Below are 23,478 nucleotides of genomic sequence, written 5' to 3'. Positions count from 1 at the left end.
AGGTCGATCGCCAATGTGATGCAAGCTTATGGATTTACTGACAGCGACGATATTTTCGCAAAATTGCTGAAATCCCACCTAGAACTGGCAAAAAAAACCGGAAGAACCCGTAGTTAGAGCTTGTATCCTTAACTAAGTAAGTGAAAATACTGTAGCTTTTTTTATGATTTTTGTAAAGTTGCGTATAATCACATAAATTGTTGATACAGATCACAAACACTTTTGTCTAAGAACAGAGATAATTAAGGCGTTATGGGGTAAATCGCGTCGGCTGGCAGCTCAAATAGCAATTGATCTGGCAAATTCAATAGAAAGATTAGTTTGACATTTTGTACTCAACTAACTGTCAGCCTAGAAAACGAAAAAGTTAAAAATCCGAAAAATTATCGTATCTCCCTATCGTTTTTTTAGGGAGTAGAATACGAAGTATTATAATTTTTCAACAAATCTACTGATTAACTGAGAAATACAGGTTTATGCTGTTTCTCGATATTGCAAAAAATTGTGCAGGATGTCAACTACTCCTGATTTGTTTGGGAGGAACTTTCGATGTTATTATTGACCGACACTCAGCCCCAAGATAGCAAAGTAGAGCCAGCAAACTCTGCTCAGAAAAAATTGTTACACCATAGATTTATTAATTTAAACTGGCTAAGGGAACGATTCAACCATTTGCGGATCGGCCAAAAAATCAGCTATGGCTATGCTTTGGCTATCGGCATAGCGATTTTGGGAACGGGTGCGGGCCTGAAAGTGGGAGACTACTTTCGCAAGCAAGCTTTAATTCAGGTAAATGTTGCTCAACAACAACAGCAACTGTTGCAAAATTTGCAAAATAGCATATTTGAAGCCCGATCGCACGCAGCGAGATTCCCGGCAGTTTTGGGAAACACGGTGTGGCTGCAATACGAACACGATCGGTTTGTCCAGCAAATCAATCAGGCGAAAATCCTGATTGCGGAAATACAATTTTTTGCGCTCAAAAATCCCGACTGGCTAGCAAGACAAGAGAAAGATTTGCAGTCAATATTGCCAAGGTATGCGATGGTGATCGATTATTACGATCGGCTAACTAAACTGCAATTAAAAGAAGCCGAAGTGTGGCATTTGGAAGCTAACCGCATCGAGTCGGCACAGCTACAATTGTTGAGAAATCGCAGCGGCGAAGAGGCGATCGTACTAGATACACTTTCCGACCATTTAACCCAATTAATTGCTACCGTAGAAATTCAAAAACTGCAAGGGGTAGAAGCATTAGAAGAAGCTGAAAGTTTGCGAAACCGAATTATTCTCGGGAGTATGCTAATTTCCGGACTCCTCGCCGTGTTACTGGCGGACAAAACGAGCCGCGCCATTGCCCAACCCCTCGAAAGCGTGACTAACGTAGCCCAGCAAGTAGCCCGCGAATCTAATTTTAACCTGCAAGTACCAGTCACAACTGAAGACGAAATCGGAGTTTTAGCGGCTTCTTTCAATGAATTGATTCAGCGAGTTAGCGATTATACACAAGAACTAAAAGAAACTCAATCCCAATTAATTCAGACTGAAAAAATGTCGTCTCTCGGTCAAATGGTGGCAGGGATCGCCCACGAAATCAACAATCCCGTCAACTTCATCGGTGGTAACATTGACCATGCTAATAGATACATCCAAGATTTGGCAGACTTGGTAACTCTCTATCAAGCATACTATCCCAACCCACCGGATGAAATTAAAGACTGCATCGAAGACATTGAATTGGACTTTCTCAGCAAAGATTTGCCAAAAACGCTTGCTTCGATGAAAATGGGAGCCGATCGCATTCGCGAAATTGTCGTATCCATGCGTAACTTTTCCCGTTTAGACGACGGTTACATGAAACCTGCGGACATTCACGAAGGAATAGACAGCACCCTGATAATTCTCAATCACCGACTCAAACAAGGTATCGAAGTTATTAAAGAATACGCTAATTTGCCTCCGGTTGAGTGCTATGGAGCGCAACTGAATCAAGTATTTATGAACGTACTCGGCAATGCAATTGATGCGCTGGAGGAGCTAAAAAAGGCAGACAGAGCGTTTTCACCAACGATTTGGATCTGCACGGAAGTTACGGCAGATAATGCTATCACTGTCAAGATTCGGGATAATGGGCCGGGAATTACCGCAGCCACTGCCCAACAGATATTTGACCCGTTTTTTACTACAAAGTCGATCGGCAAAGGCACTGGATTGGGATTGGCTATTTCCTATCAAATCGTTGCCAAGCATCAAGGCAAAATTGAGATGAATTCTCAAATTGGAGATGGTACGGAATTTGTGATTACTTTGCCAGTTGCAGCCTAATATTGCACGTGGCGCCGTCGTGTTTGTTTGCTCCCGAAGGCTCGATCGCGGGGACAGCACTCGTTCGCTCCGGAGGGTTCGATCGCGCTTTCTCAACTTAAATTTAATGGGGGTGGAGGGACTTGAACCCACACGACCGTTTCGGGTCAACGGATTTTAAGTCCGTAGCGTCTACCATTCCGCCACACCCCCTTTCGTGAAGCTGCTGCTGTGGTTTTGACCCACTGACAACAACAGCCTTTTATTCTACACGCAAAACCCTAAATAGCGCAACCCCTAATTGAAAAATTCTCAAAAGTCGCGCTGTATCTCCCCAAGCGGTACAATAGTTAACCAGCTAGCTGAGCGTGTCAACCGACTTACCCTGTTATTATTCCCTTAAAGCAAATCTATGTATATTACCTTGCTGCTTTACGCCGTCTTGGGAGGAGCTTACCTCCTGGTAGTACCCGCGGGCACCTACGCTTACCTGAACAGTCGCTGGTACGTGGCCTCCTCTTTTGAGCGTGGCTTCATGTACTTCTTGATGTTCTTCTTTTTCCCTGGTATGTTTCTCCTCGCTCCTTTTTTGAATTTTCGCCCCAAACGGCGGCAGATAGAAGCCTAAATGCGACGTATTGACGTAATTGGAATCAGTCTAGGCTTTTTTGTAGCAGGTGGGTTGGCCTACTTGGTGCTACAATTCGCCGGACTCGACAGCATGAATGCTGGGATTTGGAGTCAGTTATTTTTGATAGCTGGCTTGATTGGCTGGCTGGTGACTTATTTGTTTCGAGCGCTTACTCAAAAGATGACTTACAGTCAGCAACTGCAAGAGTACAAAGAGGCTGTTTTGCAGAAGCGCCTCGATGAACTCACTCCTGAAGAGTTAGCCAAACTTCAAGCCGAAATTGAGCAGGAAAAAGATAGTTAGTCTGTGGTTAGTTGTCAGTTGTCAGTTGTCATACCAATTTTTTATAAGGCTGCTCCCAAATTCGGATCCCCCCTAACCCCCCTTGATAAGGGGGGGACAAGATTCCTATCAAAGTCCCCGCAACGATTCGGGGGATGCGAGGGGGATCGAGATATGTGCAACTTCATATTAAATTGGTATCAGTGGTTAGTGATTAGTTGTTAGTTGTTAGTTGTTAGTTGTCATATCATGTCCGGTCGAGCGACCTCGATTTTTGTAGGGGCCCGTGAGCCAACAATACCAGCCAATAATTGACAATCTCAAAAACCTGCCCCGACCGGGATATTATGGTTAATCAATCGGACATGATATTAGTTGTTATTAGCTAATACCAACTGCCAACAACCAACTGCCAAGAATCAACTGCGAAGAATCAACTGCGAAGAATCAACTGCGAAGAATCAACTGCCAACAACCAACTACCAAGAATCAACTGCGAAGAATCAACTGCGAAGAATCAACTGCCAACAACCAACTGCCAACAACCAACTGCCAACTGCCTAATGACTATTTCTCATTGTTTTGAAACGTTGCGAAAAAGCAACCAGTGTGGATTAATTCCTTTTATTACTGCTGGCGATCCAGATTTGGAGACAACGGCTAAAGCGCTACAAGTTTTGGATGATAACGGTGCAGATGCGATCGAGCTTGGCGTACCTTATTCCGATCCCCTAGCTGACGGGCCGGTGATTCAAGCTGCTGCTACGAGGGCGCTACAGCGGGGGACGCGGTTAGATTCGGTGCTGGAAATGGTAGCGAGAGTTAGTCCGAATTTGCGATCGCCCATCATTCTCTTCGCATACTACAACCCGATTTTGTACCGAGGTATCGAAACCTTCTTGCAGGAAATCAAAAGTGCTGGAGTTCAGGGATTGCTTGTACCAGACTTGCCCTTAGAAGAAGCTGACAGCCTCATCCAACCTGCCAACAAATTAGGGATTGAACTCACCTTATTAGTTGCTCCCACAAGTCCCAAAAGTCGGATAGAAGCGATCGCTCGCGCGTCTCAAGGATTTATTTACTTAGTCAGCGTGATGGGGGTGACAGGAGTGCGGGAAGGCTTAGATACGCGAGCAAAAGAGTTGCTGCAAGAAATCCGCAGCATCACCGACAAACCCATCGGCGTCGGCTTTGGTATCTCGAAACCCGAACACGCCCGTCAAGTCAAAGAATGGGGTGCAGATGCTGCGATTGTTGGTAGTGCTTTTGTCAAACGCTTGGCCCAAGGAACTCCAGAAGAGGGTTTAGAGGCGATCGGCGAATTCTGCAAGAGTCTAAAAACAGCTATTCAAAATGATTAGTAACTGTGCAGATACTTTCCGCCATTAGACAGATGTGGGCGATCGGCACGTGCGGCGACAATTGCCATTAAAGACCTTGTTGTACTTGAGATCGTACACCCATTTCCTTCTGGTTCCTGACCGGAAGGTTTTTTTAGCTCCCAAAGCGCAAAACAGTTCAACTACAGTAGTCCTGTCCCGATCGCCGCTATATGTATACATGACTCGCAAGCGGTGATAGCACTCTTCAACAGTTGACCTGGGACAGTTGACCTGGGACAGTTTGAGAGCGACCTCTACCCTTAAGTCAGAGGATTGGAGTAATGAATAGTCTGATTTTAATTTCTCCCTCAAAGAGAGAGGCTTTCAACCAATTCTTTCTAGTAAAAAAGGCTTTTTACTATCATTTAGCTACTCTCATTCCTACTCTCGCGACTATAACAAAAGCTTTTGTTATAGCTTCTAGTATGACTTAAGGAATGTAACTTCAGATAGATGAAAAACTTCTGTTTGTCTTCGTATATTTAAACAAGTGTTTGAGTGCTTAATGTTTGTAATGGTAGCCACCTATAGAACCACCAGGCATTTAAACATATTCCCAAAAATAAGTCACCATAGAAAGGAGCATTTTTATGAACAGACTAACTGCATTTCTGAAAAAAATTCGAGCTGTACAAATTTTAACAGTGTTTCTCGCCGGCATTTTAGTATTTGTGAGCACTGCCTGCAAGGGATCTGATGTCATAGCCGGAAAAACTGCCGACCAAATTAGAAAAGAAGTGCCTTCAGAGGCTGTAACTTCCGTATACAAAGGCGGTCAGAATCAATACAGCGATGACGATCCCAGAAACCCAAGGGTTGTAGGAGTAGAAGCAAAAGCTAAACTTCTTAAGGATGAAGCCCAGCGCCGCATCGAAACCAAATCTAGTAGCAATGTGGGCGAAAATGTGCGGCGGGTAGCAGATGATGCGCCGAACAAACTCGACCAAATCGGCGAGAAGATGAATGACAATGTTCGCACCGCTCAGCAGAAAGCTGATGAGTTTGGTGACAAAACAAAACAAGGCTTTGCTAATCTTAAGGAAAATACTCGCGAAGGCTTGAAGGGAGCAAAAGGGATTGTTAAAGAAGCCACCGAGGGAGCAAAAGAAAGAGCTGCTGAGGGTACTGAGTCGCTGAGATATAATGTCAGCGAAGGCAAAGAAAATGTCAAAGATGCAGCGCGAAATGTAAAATACAACGCTGAAGATGCCTCGGACAAGGTTCGCGCAAAAGTAAATCGAGATATTGACAGAACTCAACGAGCTGCTGAAAGAGCGGTAGACGCGATCGAGTAATTTGAAATAAAGCTGTTTCCGTATATCAAAGCAGCAGTCAGACAGGGGCTAAAACTCCTGTCTGACTTCACATATGCGTAAAGAATGACCATAATAATACCATTTAGAAAAAATGTTGCTACAATAAAATTGTTGGGTTTGTTTCGTTGACCCAATGTGTAATATCGTTTCCGGTTGCATCAGAATGATTTAACCGCGAAGGCGCAAAGGACGCAAAGGAAGAGAAGAGAGAGATTAATACAGGACGATGAAGGGCGGATTTGATATAAGGTGCGTCGCTATTAGATTTTCACTCTTTTTTAGAGATTGTCGATGGATCCACACCTTACATATACTGTTGACTGTTAACTGTTAACTAATAACTAATAACTAATAACTAATAACAATTGACAACTGACAACTGTCAATTGTCAACTGTCAACTGACTAATTACCATTCATCGTTTCGCTTGTTGCTGTGGGTTTCCCAATCGTCGCCTGGGTGCTGATACAAGGGTTCGGGTTCCAATTCTGCTGACATTTCTAATTCTGGTTCCGATTCTTCTTGCTGGTAGATGTTTAGAGGTTCGACAACGCGGGCGATCGCGTCTTTGACAAAAGCTTTGACAAATTCGTCTTTCCGATTTAACTGAAACTGCCTTTGCACGACTTCGGCGATGCCGCCGTCACCCCAATCTTGGTCGTGTCGGAAATATTCAATAAAACTTTTCCCGGCAATTCTGGTTAAATAAGCGGCGCTGACTGCTTGAATTGCTTTGCCAAGTACAAATCCGGCTACACTTAACTGCAACGCCCTTGAGACTACTTGAATTACGCCTTCAACTATTCCTAAGCTGGCTAGGGTTTTGGCGAGAGATAAAGCTAATTCTTTGGCGCGATCGATATTTAATTCGCAGCCGTAAATCTTGGCAATTTCTACTACCATTTGAGCGTTAACTGCTGCTGTCGCTAACAAATCTACAACTGGCAAAGGCGTAACGGCAATTACTCCGGCTCCGATCCACTGAAAGCGCTCTACTACTTTATCAGCAGCGCGCCGTCTTTGAGCGTCAATTAACTTGCGTGCTTGGTCTCCCAAATGCTGAGATTGTAGCAAAATGTTGTCCGCAATTAAGTCTTCGCCTTCGGCTCGCAAAATTGCTGCGATTCGCCGAATTAATGGCATCATATCGGGGTCTGGCTGAAATATTGTCCCGCTTTCTAGTACAACTTTTTGCGGGTTGGCGCTAATGGCAACTACATCCATTGCTGATACTAAACCTTTAACTCGCTGTCGCAGTCGATCGAGAATTTCGTCTCTGTCGTTGTCGGGATAAAGGTCTACTTTATTAAAAACCACGATCGACCTTTTGCCAATTTGGGCCAAAGTCCGCAGCGGTTCATACTCAGATTTGCGTAAATCGCCGTCCAACACAAATAAGATCAAATCAGCCCGGGCCGCCAACTGCCGCGCCAATTCCTCTCTGTAAGTCCCCGCTACTCCCGCTTCCAAGATGCCTGGGGTATCAGTAATTGCTAATTCTCGATCGACTCCTTTCAATTTCAGAGTATAAGTTTCTCCAACTTCGGTAGTTCCCATTGGCGCCCCCACCTGTCCGGCCATCCGCCCCACCAGGGCATTTACAGCCGAAGTTTTGCCCGCAGAACCGGTACCAAAAACAACGATCCGAACATTGCCGCGGGCCATGCTAGCTTCTATTTCGCGGGCTCTCAACAGCAAAGCTTGCCGTGCTACTTCGTCTTGAATGCGATCGACTTGCTGTCTGATTGCTTTGAGATTTTCCGAAGCAGCTTCGCTTTTGACAACAGGAATCTTCGGATCGATCGCCCGTTTTCCCTTAACTTTTCCCGGACGTTGCAGCAGCCTCAAATAATAAAACAGCGCAAAAATTAGCGTTGCTAAAAGTACAAGGATCAGGAAAATTAGCAAATTAGCCAGTAGCGGAGAAGCAGACAACGCAACTTGACTGTAAAGCCCAGTTAAGGAACTCACCAGCCCAATAATCAACCCCAGGGTGAGGCAGAAAGCGGCAATTAATGTTAGCAGGCGCGGCAAAGGCATGGGGCAGGGGCAAGTAAAAGGGTTATGTTTTGATTTTTACATTTTCATCAGAACTCGGAACTGTTGAAGCGCCCGATCGTACTGCTGCGCGCGTAAATTCCGATTCGGCTTGTCCTTCGGGTTCGATGCAGTGTGGGTTTGAGTGCCAGCGGATGCAACTAAAACATGGCGATCGCGCCCGAGGCTGCAATTGTAGCTTAGCAGACAATTTATTGTTCCACTCACCCGCCCGAACGCCTTTGTCGGTTTACTGATACCTACCTACCTATTTATTCGATCGCGAGTTGAACTATATAGTTTTTTAAACAAATATATCTTAAGTACCTAGAAACACGGTTTCTTCACGTCATACCAGTTGCCAAAAAGAATGCAACTGATTTGCCAGTTTTCCAAATCCTTACGGAATCAGTCATTCCCAATTTTTCAATCTAATAAGTGCATCCTAAAATATCCGATAACGGAAACGATAAACTAAGTTGCTCGTGCAGGATAAGAACGAGCGTCCTAATAAAAAAAAAATAGTATGATGAGTGAAAATACCCAATTCAAAACTATTTTCGGTAATCTTGAAAAACAGGCTTTGCTATAATTCAAAGTTGAGCAACCACTGTACGGAGCGAAATTTATGGGACTCTTTGACCAAATTTTGAGCGCGATCGACAATCCCAACCAACAAGCAAGTCCCAATCAGTTGGGCAACATTCTGGGTGCGGTAGAGCAGTTGAGCGGCAACCACGGCGTCGATGCGGGTACGACTCAGCTAGCGATGTCGGTTTTGGGTGGATACGTGCGATCGGCATTGCAAGACGTGCGATCGCAATCTGGAGACGCACAAGCTCAAGAAGTTGTCAACCAATTTAGCGGCACAAACCCCAATGCACAAGCGGTACAGAGTTTGTTTGGAGGCGGCCAACTGACGCAAATAGTGACCGATATCGCCCAAAGAACCGGCTTGAATAACGAGACAGTGCAAGGGATGATCCCTGTTTTACTGCCCTTGGTACTCAATTTGCTGCAAAGCGGCGGCAACGCCCAAAATCCAACCCAGGGCGCAAATCCCGTTTTGAATGCGTTTTTAGATGGAGATGGAGACGGCGACGTAGATATTACTGACGCCATGTCGATGGCTAGCCGCTTTTTGAATCAGGGCTAATTGCCTGAAAATTCTGGGAGAGAAATTGAGGTTTGTAGTGAGGACTTCAGTCCTCATCAAAATCTAATTATGCAGGTGCGCGGCGCGCACCTTACCGCCTTAACGCTCTTATGAAAATAGTCCGAACCCTCGGCTAACTGTATTTCCCAGGCGATCGCACAATGAAGCAGTTGGCAAACTATTTCCTTGCTGTTCCCATTTTTCCACGAGTTGGCGGCCCAGCGGCGTGAGGCGAAAACTATCGGTAATCCCTTGTCCATCTACTTCGCGCCGCAACACGCCGACTTGAATCAGCCACAGCAGAGAGTTTTCGGCTGTTAGTTCGGCTACGGGCGATCGGGTGTAGCCGCTTTCGACACCTGCATTTGAGGCGATCGCGCTTAGGAAAACACTGTTATCGCGGATGGTCTGGAAGAAGTGTAATTGAAAAGGAGCACACCGGATCGCGCGATCGGCTCTTTTGACAGTGCGGCTGGGATAACTAATAGATTTAAACGCTTCCGATGGGATAAAAGTCATTGATTTGGCTCAGAATAGGTAGTATATTTTTATGATTACCTATTTAGAGTCAGCAAAGTAGAGTCCTGAAAAATCTACCCACAACTGAGCGGTTGAAGTTATGGGAGTTTTGGGGATGGGCGATCACCCATCCCCAAAACTCCCAAATCCCAAAAAGCAATTCCTAGGTCTTCTAACTATTAGCTGTTGATTAATTCTTCTATGGTCTGTTCAAATTTATCACATTCTTCTACTAACTTAGTGACTACCCTGCCAAAATAAGTGACATCTATTAAACTCATCTCCGCGTTGTGAATGATTGAAAAAGTTTGTTTGCCACCGATAGTTTCTATCCCCCAAAATCCCAGTTTATAAGTAGCATTTTGCGTGAGAAGTAACGTAGATAAACGATGGGGTATATCATCTTCATCGTCGAACTTTAAACCACTCGGGCAAGAAAACTCCAAGGTCGAATCGTACTTGACAATGAATAAAGTTTGCGTGCTACCAGAGTCCATATTAAACTTAATTGTCGCTATTCTATTGTCAATACTAGAAATATTCCAGCCAATAGTTTGGCAGTAACCCTCGATCGTTGAGCGGAACTTAAACGAAGAGAATATATCTTTATCAATCGCCATAGGTTCATCTCCTGAATTAATCGGTTTACTCGTAGCTAATATTGTCCATTCTCGACCTGTACAAACCTCGCACTCAGAAGGCTTCATCAGTGAAACAACTTGATGCCCACAACTTTTACAACGGTAGTTTTTTTTCATAGTTTCAAAAAATCTATAATTTCCGTTTCATATTGATGCTTAGCTTGTTATTGCCATCCTTCGGTGGAACACCATTATTATAAAGCTTTTTGATTTGTTGATGGACTTGATTGATATCAGGTCTTTCTTTAGAGCTTAAACCTAACATCTCTTTTATTAGTTTACCGACTTCTGCATCGAGGGGATTTTCGTTGTTAATCATAGTTCCGCGTAATTTAGTTTTAGTTGTAATAGACGGCAATTCAAGTTTTATTCCATCCAAAACAGCTTCGTGAGCATAAGTATAGCTTCCTGATAAAATCGGACGACTACCTGTCCAGTATTGACAGAAAATCAAACCTAGAGAAAAAATATCAGATTTTTTAGTGGGTGCTGGCGTTTCTCCACCTGTGGCAATATGTTTAGCAAATTCAGGGGAATAATATACCGGATCGCCTACTAAAAATTCCGCCGCAATTGATTCTCCTTCAAGAATACTGCTATCAAAATCAATAATTTTGGCTACTTGTCTTCCTTCCCATTCTTTAATCAACACATTGTCAGGTTTCAGATCAAGATGAACAATACCATTTGAGTGCAATATTTTCAGCGCCCCTGCTGCGGTTAGCATCACAAATAAACGTTTTTTTGTCTCTAGTTTATGTATTTCATTTGATAAAGAGCTAGTATCGACTTTTTGACAGACTTTGAAGAAATGTTCGCCATAGTCATCGCCATATTTAAAAAAGTCCACCATGACTACGACTGAACCCCCTGCACCACAAGCCGATAGTGCATTTTGAATTGCTAGTTGTTTTATAGCAAATTTCTCACACTGATCGCGCCGTTTTTGTTTCCCTTTTTCGCTCCCAGGTGCATTTTCGCCTGGATAAACTGGACTGAGGAATTTTTTGACAAAGTATTCGTTTCCATCGCACACCGCAAAACCCCATTGACATTGACCACCGTTGGCGCTATCAAATTCACGGGTTACTAAATATTTTCCAGCAATAACATCACCTTTTTTGTAAGACATAGGTTATAAATATCTCCTGCCATAGTATCTATTGTGAATGTCTTGATATTTTTTTCGCGCTCTTGGTTCGCTTTTACACTTAACTCCAGAATAGTATGACGTATCATAGATATCGATTGCTGTTTGAATACTATTCCATGCTGCGCTTAATTGTCCTGTAATTTCTTGTAAAACCGCCATAAAATAATAAGGATAAGCTTTTTTGTGGGAGGGTAAATTGCTAGCTAGATGCTGACAAAACTGAATTGCTAAATTAGCTGCGTCGTCTTTATTAACTATTAACCTTAGAGATGTAACGAACATTTCTAAGTGTTCTTCCCAATCGTCGATTTTTTCCGCATCCACACATCTAAAAGATTGTTGATAAGAGTCAACTGCATTATCCCATTGATATAAATTATAGTAGATACGCCCTAGAGATTGTAAAGATTCTATAAATTTTTCTCCTCGGCTTTTTCTAACTTCTTTAAAAAATAATATGGCTTTATCAAAGTAAAACAATTCTTGAGAATTATTTGTTTGGAATAAAGCTAATTTAGTATAAATCAACCCTAAAATGTATTGACATTCACTGTGATTATCGTCAATCTTTAAAATCTGATTGCATAACTCTTCAGCTTCTTTTAACTGATTATTTTCATCACAAAAACAAGATTTAGCCCGATCCAACAAACTTTGAATTTCTTCAGCCTTAGCTGCTGCTCTCTGTCTAGATGACTCAGTAATTTCTTGGAATGGGTCAGTTGTACTCAAATTTGAGGTTGTTGAAATGGCTACGGAGGATTTATCTTCTGAAAATGACGGTTTCAAATTAGCTGATGGCTCAATATATTGAATAAATTGGAAATAATATTCATAATCAATTCGATATTTTTCCCACAAGCTTTGTAATTCATCATAGCGAGTATTAGCAGTAGGAGTAAAAAAAACTTTTTGAAAATATTCCCAACGTTGTTTATAAGCATTCCTCAAAGACTTGACAGTATGAAAACCAACTGGATATAAAATTAAAGAAACATCATCTTGCTTGATCTCTGTGTATCTCTGATAGATTAATTCTTGCCAATTATTTGTATCCTTTGTATCCCCTTTTGACTGATCGCAAGTGTCGAGTAACAATCTTTCAAATTCCCAAGGGGCAGAAAAATACTGGAAACAGCCGTCAGTACAAGCTAAAAAACAGCCACTTTCTTCGATTCTATAATGCTGAAAATGAATTTGCCATCTCGGATTTATATCAGCGGTTAAATATTGAGACATGGGTGGATCTTGTCTCAGCATTTCTAACGCATCTTTGGGAGTGACTAGATCATCTTTCGTTAATTGTTGTAAACCTTTAGTTGGGCTAAGAAAATAAATTCGCGAATCTCCCATCCAAGCTAAGTCAGCTTCAAAAATTTTTTCTTGTCCCTGTTGCTTGAGAATGCTAGCCAGGGCGATCGTCGTACATAGTTTATGTTCCACTAAAGAACCTTTTAGCCGAGATGAAGTTCTCGGCATATGAATATCGGCTTTACTTTTTAATGATTGGCAAATTTGCTGTTGCAGTTGAAGGGTATGTTCAGGGGTTATTTTACCATGCCACTGTTTGAAGAATGTTTGGCTAATTTGAGATGCTATTTCTGAAGCAATGCGCCCCCCTGTTTTACCATCGTAACCAGCAGATCGACCTCCTAAACCGTCAAACACGCCCATCAAAAAAGTTTCTAAAAAATCTTCGGCTAAGTTAGCATCTTCGCCTTTGGCTTCGGCAACTTCTAGATTTACTACTAAATTCAATTTAGTCATAGCCATAACTTAAGTCCTTATTTGATATTCTAGGTTAGTCTAAAAATTCAAGTCAAACATTTAGTTTTAGGTGTAGGGTGCGTCAGAAAGTCAAGCTATTGGTTTAACCATTAACTTAAAAATCTGACGCACACTACGTCTAATTAACAAACCTGCTTATACGCTATTGGCGATCGCATCTAAAATTTGATCCATGTCTACTTCTTCTAATCCCTTACCAGATTCCGAAACATAATGAATCGTATTTTCCCAGCTACTCATAATTGTCCAAGGCTCAGCATCAGGTGCAAAAAGTAATAAACGCTTGGCTGATTTTGGTATTTCGTGCCAGTAATCGGTCAAGTCATCAAATGTTTTTGGTATATTATTTGGATAATGGCTAGGTTTTGAAGTTTTGTCTAAACTATGAGCGCTAGCATCGGTGTAAACAATTACCACATATCGTTGCCTGCTAAAGTCTCCTTTTTCCCACTTGGAATTAAGTGCTAACCCAACAGCTTCTAAACCATTTTCTGGTTCATCCCCGCCACCATAAGCTTCTATTGGTGAGACAAAATTAGCAAAATCTGAGGACTGCGTTCTCAAGTCAAAAAACTCGGAACATTGCATTACCTTATCGGCTGGGTCTGCCCAATAATCGCGAAAAACAATTACCCTAGCTCTCAGTTGATCTATTTTTTTACTCTTTTCTTTCATCTTAGCTTCTAGCTGCTCGTAAAACTTCAGAGCGGCGGACTTCACTTCTTCAATCAAATGACCCATTGAACCTGTGCCGTCAATACACATCACCAAGTCCACTGCATACTTAACACCTTGACCATCAACCATAAACTTTTACCTCTGGTTTTACTTACTTATTTTGAACTTTGTCTGAGCGAAATAAATTATTTAAAAAAATATAATTCACTCACTCTATTCCTAAATCTTCAATTTTGAAATTTCGTTGAACGTTACCCGCTGGTAGGATCTTGGTAATTTCTGATTTTTCCATCCTTTTTACTTCTTCATAATCTTCCATAGCTTCATAAGAAAAGAAAAACTCGTCTTCGTGGGAAGATATCACCGTTCCAATGCGCTGCCTATCTGTGCCATTAAAATGTTTTTGCAGTCTTGTCTTAATACAACTTCCTCGTGTTCCTTTGGCTCTTCCTACATAAGCAGTATCAATTTCTCCATCAAAATCATGGTATATTGCATAGATGCCACATAGACCAGATGAAATCGAGCGAAGATTAGCTTCAGTCATTTTTTGGGGCATTGACATATTGAAGTGCCTTGTTTAAAACAAAATCATAGAATTCACTATACATAGTTTGACAAGCGAACACAAGCTTAGAATGTCTTATTTTATCTTGTGTTTTTTCTAAAAATCAAACCAAAATTAACAAAAATTAATAGAATGTCTTAAAATATACTATAATTGCTAAAAATTTACTGTGGGTACATTTTATGAATGTTACAGAAGTTTTACAATGTGCAGATCAGTTGGTATTCACTAAGACGGGAAAATATTTAGATGATGTTCAAAAGGCTGTAATTACAGGGGTTTACCAGGGAAAGACCTATGATGAAATTGCTGATGATTGTAAGCGTAGTGAAAGTCGTGTTAGAAATGTTGGGCGTCAGCTATGGCAAATTTTATCTAAACAGTTAGGGGAAGATATTAATAAGCATAATTTTCGCTCTACCTTCCAAAGATTACATATCCAATCATCTCAAAATCAAAAGATTTGTCATGTAAATGGTAGTAATCACAACTTTAATTTTAATCCACAAATTTTATATAATACAAACAAAGACAATCAAGAGAATGTAACTAAGAATCAATCTAAATCTCTGTATCACGATTTAACCCTAGCCCCTAAAATCACCAGCTTTTACGATCGCACAACCGAACTTCAGACCCTCTCCCACTGGCTAATTGACCAAAATCTCAATCTAGTCTCAGTTTTAGGATTAAGTGGAATTGGCAAAACCACCCTAGTCAAACAGTTTGTTGACCTAAATTTACAACATTTTGAGGTAGTAATCTGGAAAAACCTCAAACTATCTCAATCTTTAGATAACATTATTAATGAAATTTCAATCGGTGTTAATGATGAGCTTATTCAAACCGATAATAAGTTAACTCAATTTTTCAATCTTTTGCGTCAACAAAGATGTTTAATCATCCTTGATGATTTCCAAGAATTGTTTATTAAGGGAGAATTGGCAGGAGAGTTCAAAACGGAATCTAAAAATTTCCAAAATTTATTGAAAATGATGACAAATCTAGAACATCAAAGCAGCTTCATTTTAATAAGTCAGGAACAATGTCAAGAAATGATTAGCCTGGATGAGGATTTATATCCTATTAAGTGCTTAGATTTACAAGGATTAGACCATACAGAAATCTTGAAAAAATGGGGTTTAAAAGATGATGAAGCCTGGGCGGAGTTTAGCGATATGTACGGAGGAAATTTCGTTGATTTAAAAGATATTGCCAGTTTAATTAAAAGTATTTTTGGTGGCAAAGTTGATGATTTCTTAAAAGAAGATAGTTTAATTGTCACTAAAGACATGAAATCTCGGTTGACTGAATTATTCAAACGGCTATCACCCACAGAGCAAGAGATTCTTTTACAATTAAGTAAATTCGATGTACCTGTGTCAAGAGAAGATTTAAGGCAAAGTTTATCTCTGTCATCAATGGACTTAATGAATGGGTTGCGATCGTTGCGTCAACGTTATTTACTCCAAAGAATAGAAGGAGAGAAAGTATTGTTTGATTTATCTCTTGTTGTTCGAGAATATGTGAGAACTTGTTGTCAAGATTCATATTGAATTTAGCTTATTTAACTAATCATCCCCTCAATTTCTGAATCTGTAAACCCAAATTGCCTAAAAATCCGCAACACATAAGCTGGTGACATTTCCCCAGCACCTATATCAATCGGAACCAGTCTTTTTTGACCTTCCATTTCACGCATATACAAACAATGATCCCCTTTGCCTTCTCGGTAAAATTGACATCCGTTTTTTTCTAAAATTTTAATTAATGCTTTAGGTTTTAAAGATGGGAGATTTTTAGGCATAAACTTTTCTTAGTTCATAAGTATCTGAAGCTTCCGCATCTTCTAAAGTAAGAAACTCGTGCAATTCATTAATAGCAAGAGGATTGAGATAAATATTTGATTCAGCTTCATAAACTTCTGAAAATGACTCGATCGCCTGTTTGAGTTTGTCGATAGACTGTTCGGGAGTATTTCCTTGTCCAACCAATCCATTCTCCAAACACAATGCCACCCAATACTTGGCACTCTTTCGGATAATAACAGTGTAAAAATCTATCATATTTTACTTACTTCATCAAGTTTGATAGCGTCAGTATATTCGGAGTGCACGCCCACAATCTAACACAATATCGCCCGTCAGTCAAGGCACAAAATCACCCATCGAAACTATTCCGAAAGGTAGATTTTACATTTTGGTCACTCAATTCCGAATCTAAATTTAAGAGATTGACAACAACAGCCCACAATCAACTAAAATATCTTTATCAATCGCAAGGTCAACAAAACTATGACATTACCAGTTGGGTGCGCGGCTCCTCAATTCACCGCCAAAGACACAAACGGCAAAACCGTCTCCCTCTCAGACTTCACGGGTAAAACCGTCATCTTGTATTTCTACCCCAAAGACGACACCCCCGGCTGCACCAGACAAGCTCAAAGCTTCAAAGCAGCCCATGAAGAATACAAGGGCAAAGATATTGTAGTTCTCGGTGTCAGCCGCGACAACGAAGAATCGCACCAAAAGTTCACGGAGAAGTACGGTTTACCTTTTCAACTATTAGCAGATGTTGATGGCGTGATTACAAAAGCTTACGATGTTGAGAAAGGTGATTATGCCAAGCGCGTTACTTTTGTCATTGACGGTACTGGCAAAATCATTCAGGTTTATGAAGGGGAAACTATGAAAGTTGACACTCACGCTCAAGATATTCTTGTCACCATAGTTTAGCCGCCGTTAGTCTAACATTCCTGAACGCACTAAAAAGCTAAAAATCCGGTTTCTTCCGAGATATCTCGTTGCTACACGCAATTTTCTCGTAGAAACCGGATTCTTTTGTAATACCATTTATATCGTGTCCGGTCGATTGACCGAAATAAATAAGGTTCGTAGTGTGGACTTTAGTCCGCAGTATGTTGCGGACTAAAGTCCACACTACGAACGGTTTTTGTTATGGCAATCGATTTGTTTATAAAAATATTGCGATCGGGTGCGTCGCTATAAAATTGTCGATATGTAGTTGAAATTTTTCGTGGCGACACACCCTACAACTAAAATCCCTCAATCTAAAATCTCAAATGAGCTAAGTGAGGGGTCAAAGGTATAGGGGGTAATAACCTACTTCCATTAAATTTTTTCTCGCAAAAATTGCGCCACAAATTCTCTCAACGAGCAGTATATTCGCGTCAGGTGCGCGATCGCTAGCTGGACTGTTAGATTTCTGGTAAAAATCTCGCCAACAATAAAAAATCAATGGTATAAAACGCATTAACCGCCCCTAGATTCAGTCTTGGAGCGATTTCGTCCGGGATCGGATCGTTGTGTTTGATAAAATGAGAAGTTATCCTTGCTGTAGCTGAATAATTAAGTAGGTAGGCGGATACATAATGACAAGCACTAAGACTATTTTGAGTTACTTAGGCCCACAAGAAGTTGAGGCTAATCGAGCCTCTGTCTTAGTTGGCAGTTTTGATAAAAATCAAGTGGTGGCAATCTCAGCAGCAGAAGGCTCAAATGCCCTGAAGGCCGAGATAAATTTATCGACAGGCATTTGGAACATTAGTTTAGAGAAAGGATTCGATCGCCCTGGTACTCGCACGGTGCAGGTAAAAGCCACTGATAAAACAGGCAAAGTTATCGGCGAACAAACAATTAACATCAAAGTTAATCCTGCTTCTAACACACCCGATCGCTCTTTTACGTTAATTACGCTCCAAGATACCCAATTAAAAGCCGGAACAGTGCCTTCTGGCAGTCTTAACTCTCTGCAAAAAGCGGACATACCAGCAGGTAAAAGTTATCAAATTAGTGACTACGAGTTAGAAGACGGACACCTGAATGTTCAACTAAATAATCCAATTTCTCCGGTGGGAAAATCAGGCTTTTTTGATGAAAAGCACGCAGTCATCACCAAAGGCGCAAAAATCCTGATCTTCGATCGCGCCGATCTACCTAACCCGCAGCCTGGAATGCAGTTGCTGTGGGTGAACAAAAAAACCTGGTTAAAGCGCAACCCCGCAGATTCGACTATTTTAAGCCCGACTCAGAAAGTGCGATTTGACCAGGGAGAAACTTTCAACATCTTCGGCTACGCTTGCGTGGAAAATCATTTTCGAGTCACTCTCGATCGCCCAATTCCCAACTTCGGCAATTCGGGATTTATGTACTCGCAACACGTCCAGATTTTGCAAAACGGCAAGGGGATTGCCTTTGACAGAAATGCAGTTACCATGACTGTTGTCAAGACTACTGCGTTTAAAAAGCTGCCGGTGGATGCTATCAAGCTGCAACCCACAGAAAAAATCACTTTGCCGGCGGGAATGATTTACGGAATTTCCGGATTCTCGATCGAACAAGGACACATTAAAGTCTCGCTGACTGAAAATTTGCCGCCCTTTGGCAATACGGGTTTTGTTTATCCCGATTTCGTGCAATTTGCCAAAGGTGGCAAATCTTTCAATCCGGCCCCGAATTTAACTTATCAAGGCCCGACAGAGGTTTTGGTAAATCAGGCGATCGCACTTTCAGGCACTTTTGACAAACAAGAAGCAGCAAAAGTTGAGGTAATAGCCGAGGATAAATATCCGCTAACCGTCACACTCAACCAACAAGCAAGCACTTGGCAAGTGAATTTGCCCAAAGGATTTAGCGTACCCGGAGCTCGCTGGCTGAGATTGCGGGCAACTGACAGCAAAGGAAACGTTACCGCCAGCCAAATAATTTATATTACCGTAAGTTCAGATCCGCTGACTGTCGGAAAAGATTTGAGCTTAAAGATAGTTTCCGACACTTGGTTTAAGGTAGCCCCGGTAGATGGTTCCCGCCTCAACAACCAGCAAAAAGTTCTTGTCAAAGCAGGTCAGACTTTGGCCCTTAGCAAGTACGGATTTATTGACGGACATCTCAAGGTGGTTCTGGATTCGACAATTTCGCCGATCGGCACTTTTGGCTATTTTTACGAACCAGACGTTCAGCTTGCCAAAGGTACAAAAGTCCTGAAATTTGACCTAGCAGACGTACCCAATAGCAACGGTAACGCTCAACTGTTGGTAATTCAAACAACTCTGATTAAAGGTCAACCAAAAGAATCATCAAAACTCCCTGCCAAGCAAATTGCCGAACTAACTTTAGGCAGTAGCTATGCAATCACTGGTTATGCCTGCATCTTGGGTCATTTCAGAGTAACTTTCGCCGAAGCTATTCCCGGTTTTGGCAATGTGGGATTTATCTATTGGCAATCTGTTCAAATCAAGAAAAACGGCAAAGAAGTTCCCTTTGATCCGGATGCTTTGACGATGACAATGCTGCAACCAACTGTGTTTAAAAAACGCCCCGTAGATGCTGCCAAGCTAACGGCTACCGAGAGAACTACGCTGCCTTTAGGTCGAGTTTACGGCGTGGAAAGCTACGGTTTGGAAACGGATCACCTGAAAGTTTCCCTGACTGAAGAATTGCCGAATTTTGGCAATACAGGTTATGTTTTTCCGAGTTTTGTGCAGTTCAAGCGGGGAGATAAAATTTTCGATCCAGTTCCGAACAATGTGGAATTGAACGTGCCGTATTTTTCACAGCGGGACAATCCGCGTTTTGACTGGTCTACTTGCAATGTAACTGCGATCGCGATGATATTGTATTATTACGGCGTTCGTTCTAAGTATGGGGGACAGTTGGAGGATGAGTTGTTGCAGTGGTGTTTCGACTATGCCGGCCAGGGTTCTCAAACCGATCACAACGTGCTTTCGGCGCTGATTAAGGCTTACGGATTTAAGACGAGTTTTGACACGACTCGGAAATGGGCTGATGTGCGATCGGAATTGCTGAACCGGCGGCCAATAGTTTTAGCCGGTGATTTTACTGCTGCGGGTCACATTATCACCTTAATTGGCTACAATTCTGAGGGTTATATCGTGCAAGATCCTTGGGGAGATGCACTCACGGGTTACAGAGATACTGAGGGAAGAAAGTTGATGTATCCGTATGGCTATATCAATCAAGTTGCGGGGCCAGATGGCAATATTTGGGCGCATTTTATCTCGCGATAAGGTTTTGATGAACGGGCCGGAGAACCCGCCCGTTCAATAGGTACGTAGTTGCGCTTCAGCGCTCTTAGGTACGTAGTTGCGCTTCAGCGCTCTTAGCATTTAGGTATGTAGTTGCGCTTCAGCGCTCTTAGCGTTGCCGAACTTGAGTATGAATTCACATTTTGTACGATCGAGAAAAACATAATAGGTATGTAGTTGACCTTTTTGGTAGAACTTAATTCATAGCGTCAATCAGCCACACCGCGCTCTTTGATATGCCAAATCAAAGAGCGCTGAAGCGCAACTACATACCTTAGTTGTTGAGCTTTTGGGAAGAACTTAATTCATCCCGTCAATCAGCCACGCCGCGCTCTTTTATCTAGCCAACCAAAGAGCGAAGACAGCGCAACTACATACCTGATGCGATCGCGATTATTTTCCCTTAATTTTGCGTTTCGCCGCACCCATACCTAGAATCCCAAATCCTGCCAAAGTGCCGAACACCGTAGAAGGTTCCGGTACTGCTTCAGCAGATCCTGTTTCAAAATTACCTTTAATGGCGATCGCATCATTAGCGCATTCCGCAAACAAATTAGCAACATAACTGCCAGAAGGCATAGCAGATTTATTGAAACTGAATCCGATGGTTTGAGAACCTACTGCATTAAACTGCGAGAAATCCAAACCCATGGCGCTCAAAGTTGCTGAAGTTAAAGCAGAGATTTCTCCTACTTTTGTACCCGAATCAATTGAGTTGAGAACTGTCCAGTTTCCTGTTTGTTGAAAATAGGGGTCATTCGCAGCTAAATCTCCCGTAGACGGCGTTCCACCAGCCGATCGAACGCGATCGTTGTATTGAGTTAAATTGGTAAATCCAGAATTAATTTGGGTGACGTTTTTCGCTGTGACATTGCTGTAAACGCCTGTTGTCGCGACGCCTGAGTCATTGCCGGCGGCAAAGCGCACTGCAAACAAGCTGCGGTTTGCGTTAGCTGTATCGAAGTTTTGACCGGAAAAATTGAAGAACAAATCGCCGTAGTTGATGTTGCCTCTTTGAGCTAGCGGGTCAGCATATCCTGCTAAACTCAGATTGGAGTTGATGGCGATAAAAGCTCTATCTGATGTTTCCTTGACGGCGATACCGTAAAATTCAAATTCGCCGCCACCGACTTGATTTCCTGTCACGCCGTCGTTGAAGGAGTCGATCGCATAATTCCAGCCGTTAGATAGGGTTGCTGCTGTAGCCTTTGGTTGCTGTAATCCAATAATCGCAAGGAAGACAGCCACCGAGTAAGTCCAGCGAAAGTTGTTTTTTGTAATGGAATTCATAAAAAACTCCCTGAGGAATGTGTATTAAATTATCAATTTTGTCGATCGACTATTTTGATTTTTAGTAAATCACACATTTCAGTATATTTTATTAAAGTTTTGGTAAAGATTTTGTTGGCAATTACGTAATATCACTGGGATTTGTCCAAAAAACCAACCAATACCTTCAACAGTTGACAGTTGACAGTTGACAGTTGACAGTTTGAAAGCAACCTCTACCCTTAAGTCCAAGGATTGGAGTAATGAATAATCTGATTTTAATTTCTCCCTCAAAGGCTTGGGGCTTTCAACCAATTCTTTGCTGTACTGTATCTAGATTATCTGTGGTGTGCGAGGGGGAGATGGCAGAGGGTGCGATGGGGAGAGGGTTTGAAGATTTGCGATCGGCGATCGCAATATGCAGCAATTTAAATAAACAACAATACACAACAACTTATTCGCCCATAATTTGAATACTTACACTTCTGTTTCGCGGCCCGTCTAAGTCGAAAAATAAAACTGATTGCCAAGTCCCCAGTGCTAATTTACCTTCAACAACTGGAATGACTTCGCTGGTACTGAGTGTCATGGCCATCAGGTGAGAATGCGCGTTGATCGGTTCGTCGGGCGGAACTATTCTTAAATGCAAGTCGTTGTGCAGGTATTTGTCGTCTGGGGGCGCTAATTTTTGCAGGTATACTTTAATATCGGCTAGCAATCTTTCTTCGTTTTCATTAATTGCTAAAGCTGTCGTGGTATGTCGGGAAAATACAATGACTTGTCCATTTTTTACTGCACTTGCGTCCAGAAGCTGGACAATTTGGGGCGTGATGTTGTAAATGCTGATGCCTGATTCTGTGAGGATTTCGATTGTTTGATTGATTATTTGCATAACTTATCTCTTATCTTCCGCCCGGTTCAATAATTATAGCTATGTTTGTAGTGAGGACTTCAGTCCTCCAAGTCCTCAAATGCCGATCGCCCAAAATTCTATCATTTCTCTCAACCCTTGCTACCCATGAAGTGTTGGGAAACATTGAAAGGAGGACTTACGCATCAATACCAAAGAAACCGGGTTTTTTGCCTAATCTCCGGGTTAGAACCAAGGATTTTCGTAAAAAACCCGGTTTCTCACCACTCGCGCGTCAGTGCAAAGTAAATCTAAAATCTAAAATCGACTGAGATCCAGAGGCGATCGCTGTCGCCTACGCACGTTTTAACAACAGTCAAGCAAATTCCTGCAATATATCACAGCAGGCATCGCGGGTTAATTCTAACTCGGGCGGTAGTTTCTGTACTTGAAGCGCTGCATAAATCGATCGAATTTTTTCATCCTCTTAGCCCATCGCCGAGAGTTCGTTGACAATTTTGACTTTTCCCTTGATCACAGATCGCAGCAGGCGGTTGATCGAATGTATGTCTTCCTCGGGGAGAGAGTCATCCAACACAGCGGCCATCAAACCGTAGCGATCGGCTACAGTCAAACTGCCCGTATCGGTAACAGAGGCAAGTATTTCGGAAATAGCGCCGGGGATAAGTTGAACTAAAAACATGAAACGTTCTCTCTCATTCGATACAAGTATCATCTCTCGTTCTCCAAAAATTAAGAGTGACGCTGGCATAGCAGAGAACGTGATGTTTTGAGGCTAACTGTGTGATGGCCACGGAGCTTATTTTGTGACGAGTGGCA

The 23,478-nt window shown here is 42.1% G+C and carries 24 protein-coding genes and 1 tRNA gene; 11 read left to right on the top strand and 14 right to left on the bottom strand.

The window, feature by feature from the left end; translation table 11 throughout:
* The first annotated feature begins 549 nt into the window (after window positions 1–549).
* Window positions 550–2,325 (top strand): ATP-binding protein, encoded by a 1,776-nt coding sequence (locus tag QZ938_RS05985; RefSeq protein ID WP_293347346.1) that lies wholly within the window; start codon window positions 550–552, stop codon window positions 2,323–2,325.
* A gap of 107 nt (window positions 2,326–2,432) precedes the next feature.
* On the opposite strand, the gene QZ938_RS05980 is transcribed toward QZ938_RS05985, so the two are convergent.
* Window positions 2,433–2,517 (bottom strand) — tRNA-Leu (locus tag QZ938_RS05980).
* Window positions 2,518–2,716: 199 nt separating this feature from the next.
* Here QZ938_RS05980 and ndhL point away from each other — a divergent pair.
* The 5 genes from ndhL to QZ938_RS05955 all read left to right on the top strand — a co-directional run bounded on the left by ndhL (window position 2,717) and on the right by QZ938_RS05955 (window position 5,894).
* Window positions 2,717–2,932 (top strand): NAD(P)H-quinone oxidoreductase subunit L, encoded by a 216-nt coding sequence (gene ndhL, locus QZ938_RS05975; RefSeq protein ID WP_293153127.1) that lies wholly within the window; start codon window positions 2,717–2,719, stop codon window positions 2,930–2,932.
* Window positions 2,933–3,238: a DUF3007 family protein gene (locus QZ938_RS05970; protein ID WP_293153124.1), complete on the top strand. Its 306-nt coding sequence runs from the start codon at window positions 2,933–2,935 to the stop codon at window positions 3,236–3,238.
* A gap of 354 nt (window positions 3,239–3,592) precedes the next feature.
* Complete coding sequence (locus QZ938_RS05965; protein ID WP_293347349.1) at window positions 3,593–3,781, top strand: hypothetical protein; 189 nt, start codon at window positions 3,593–3,595, stop codon at window positions 3,779–3,781.
* Window positions 3,781–4,578 carry a tryptophan synthase subunit alpha gene (gene trpA, locus QZ938_RS05960; RefSeq protein WP_293153118.1) on the top strand — a complete coding sequence of 266 codons (798 nt, stop codon included), beginning with the start codon at window positions 3,781–3,783 and terminating at the stop codon, window positions 4,576–4,578. The genes QZ938_RS05965 and trpA overlap by 1 nt, the downstream gene beginning before the upstream one ends.
* Before the next feature lie 611 nt (window positions 4,579–5,189).
* Window positions 5,190–5,894, top strand: a complete 705-nt coding sequence (locus tag QZ938_RS05955) for a DUF6658 family protein (RefSeq protein ID WP_293347352.1) — start codon at window positions 5,190–5,192, stop codon at window positions 5,892–5,894.
* Between the two features lie 429 nt (window positions 5,895–6,323).
* On the opposite strand, the gene QZ938_RS05950 is transcribed toward QZ938_RS05955, so the two are convergent.
* Together QZ938_RS05950 and QZ938_RS05945 are read right to left on the bottom strand one after the other, a co-directional pair.
* On the bottom strand, window positions 6,324–7,955 hold the full coding sequence (locus QZ938_RS05950) for a YcjF family protein (protein WP_293157709.1): 1,632 nt from the start codon (window positions 7,953–7,955) through the stop codon (window positions 6,324–6,326).
* Window positions 7,956–7,977: 22 nt separating this feature from the next.
* Window positions 7,978–8,163, bottom strand: coding sequence for a hypothetical protein (locus QZ938_RS05945; protein ID WP_293157711.1), 186 nt, complete (start codon window positions 8,161–8,163; stop codon window positions 7,978–7,980).
* A gap of 417 nt (window positions 8,164–8,580) precedes the next feature.
* Between QZ938_RS05945 and QZ938_RS05940 the strand changes: the two genes are divergently transcribed.
* Window positions 8,581–9,108 carry a DUF937 domain-containing protein gene (locus tag QZ938_RS05940; protein ID WP_293157714.1) on the top strand — a complete coding sequence of 176 codons (528 nt, stop codon included), beginning with the start codon at window positions 8,581–8,583 and terminating at the stop codon, window positions 9,106–9,108.
* Window positions 9,109–9,216: 108 nt separating this feature from the next.
* Here the strand turns inward: QZ938_RS05940 and QZ938_RS05935 are convergent, their stop codons facing one another.
* The 6 genes from QZ938_RS05935 to QZ938_RS05910 all read right to left on the bottom strand — a co-directional run bounded on the left by QZ938_RS05935 (window position 9,217) and on the right by QZ938_RS05910 (window position 14,434).
* Window positions 9,217–9,627 (bottom strand): Npun_F0494 family protein, encoded by a 411-nt coding sequence (locus tag QZ938_RS05935; protein ID WP_293157717.1) that lies wholly within the window; start codon window positions 9,625–9,627, stop codon window positions 9,217–9,219.
* A gap of 179 nt (window positions 9,628–9,806) precedes the next feature.
* A complete protein-coding gene (locus tag QZ938_RS05930; protein WP_293347355.1) occupies window positions 9,807–10,385 on the bottom strand; it encodes a hypothetical protein in 579 nt (192 codons plus the stop codon).
* A gap of 13 nt (window positions 10,386–10,398) precedes the next feature.
* Entirely contained in the window at window positions 10,399–11,400 is a 1,002-nt protein-coding gene (locus tag QZ938_RS05925; protein WP_293347358.1) for a protein kinase, read from the bottom strand.
* Between the two features lie 3 nt (window positions 11,401–11,403).
* Window positions 11,404–13,188, bottom strand: a complete 1,785-nt coding sequence (locus QZ938_RS05920) for a protein phosphatase 2C domain-containing protein (protein WP_293363140.1) — start codon at window positions 13,186–13,188, stop codon at window positions 11,404–11,406.
* Window positions 13,189–13,344: 156 nt separating this feature from the next.
* Complete coding sequence (locus QZ938_RS05915) at window positions 13,345–14,016, bottom strand: VWA domain-containing protein (RefSeq protein WP_293193485.1); 672 nt, start codon at window positions 14,014–14,016, stop codon at window positions 13,345–13,347.
* Between the two features lie 79 nt (window positions 14,017–14,095).
* The gene (locus QZ938_RS05910; protein WP_293347364.1) at window positions 14,096–14,434 is read right to left on the bottom strand and encodes a hypothetical protein; all 339 of its coding nucleotides are present in this window, start codon (window positions 14,432–14,434) and stop codon (window positions 14,096–14,098) included.
* 203 nt (window positions 14,435–14,637) lie between these two features.
* On the opposite strand from QZ938_RS05910, the gene QZ938_RS05905 reads away from it, so the two are divergent.
* A complete protein-coding gene (locus tag QZ938_RS05905; protein ID WP_293347367.1) occupies window positions 14,638–16,011 on the top strand; it encodes an NB-ARC domain-containing protein in 1,374 nt (457 codons plus the stop codon).
* An 11-nt stretch (window positions 16,012–16,022) separates the two neighbouring features.
* On the opposite strand, the gene QZ938_RS05900 is transcribed toward QZ938_RS05905, so the two are convergent.
* Together QZ938_RS05900 and QZ938_RS05895 are read right to left on the bottom strand one after the other, a co-directional pair.
* The gene (locus tag QZ938_RS05900) at window positions 16,023–16,262 is read right to left on the bottom strand and encodes a type II toxin-antitoxin system HicA family toxin (protein ID WP_293347370.1); all 240 of its coding nucleotides are present in this window, start codon (window positions 16,260–16,262) and stop codon (window positions 16,023–16,025) included.
* The gene (locus QZ938_RS05895) at window positions 16,255–16,521 is read right to left on the bottom strand and encodes a hypothetical protein (RefSeq protein WP_293347373.1); all 267 of its coding nucleotides are present in this window, start codon (window positions 16,519–16,521) and stop codon (window positions 16,255–16,257) included. Before QZ938_RS05895 ends, QZ938_RS05900 begins: the two co-directional genes overlap by 8 nt.
* 228 nt (window positions 16,522–16,749) lie before the next feature.
* On the opposite strand from QZ938_RS05895, the gene QZ938_RS05890 reads away from it, so the two are divergent.
* Window positions 16,750–17,190, top strand: coding sequence for a peroxiredoxin (locus QZ938_RS05890; RefSeq protein WP_293347376.1), 441 nt, complete (start codon window positions 16,750–16,752; stop codon window positions 17,188–17,190).
* A gap of 656 nt (window positions 17,191–17,846) precedes the next feature.
* A complete protein-coding gene (locus QZ938_RS05885; protein WP_293347379.1) occupies window positions 17,847–20,501 on the top strand; it encodes a C39 family peptidase in 2,655 nt (884 codons plus the stop codon).
* Between the two features lie 411 nt (window positions 20,502–20,912).
* On the opposite strand, the gene QZ938_RS05880 is transcribed toward QZ938_RS05885, so the two are convergent.
* On the bottom strand, window positions 20,913–21,809 hold the full coding sequence (locus QZ938_RS05880; protein ID WP_293347382.1) for a PEP-CTERM sorting domain-containing protein: 897 nt from the start codon (window positions 21,807–21,809) through the stop codon (window positions 20,913–20,915).
* Between the two features lie 242 nt (window positions 21,810–22,051).
* Between QZ938_RS05880 and QZ938_RS05875 the strand changes: the two genes are divergently transcribed.
* A complete protein-coding gene (locus tag QZ938_RS05875) occupies window positions 22,052–22,261 on the top strand; it encodes a hypothetical protein (protein WP_293148162.1) in 210 nt (69 codons plus the stop codon).
* Here the strand turns inward: QZ938_RS05875 and QZ938_RS05870 are convergent.
* Both QZ938_RS05870 and QZ938_RS05865 read right to left on the bottom strand, forming a co-directional pair.
* Entirely contained in the window at window positions 22,243–22,680 is a 438-nt protein-coding gene (locus QZ938_RS05870; RefSeq protein WP_293347385.1) for a secondary thiamine-phosphate synthase enzyme YjbQ, read from the bottom strand. The two genes, QZ938_RS05875 and QZ938_RS05870, sit on opposite strands and share 19 nt — an antisense overlap.
* A gap of 445 nt (window positions 22,681–23,125) precedes the next feature.
* Window positions 23,126–23,341 carry a hypothetical protein gene (locus QZ938_RS05865; protein ID WP_293347652.1) on the bottom strand — a complete coding sequence of 72 codons (216 nt, stop codon included), beginning with the start codon at window positions 23,339–23,341 and terminating at the stop codon, window positions 23,126–23,128.
* Window positions 23,342–23,478 lie beyond the last annotated feature (137 nt).

Source organism: Microcoleus sp. CAWBG27, assembly GCF_020883145.1.
In the GTDB taxonomy this organism is placed as follows: Bacteria; Cyanobacteriota; Cyanobacteriia; order Cyanobacteriales; family Microcoleaceae; genus Microcoleus.
The sequence above is the reverse complement of the archived record's forward strand: the minus strand, read 5'-3'. Positions and strand labels throughout refer to the sequence as shown.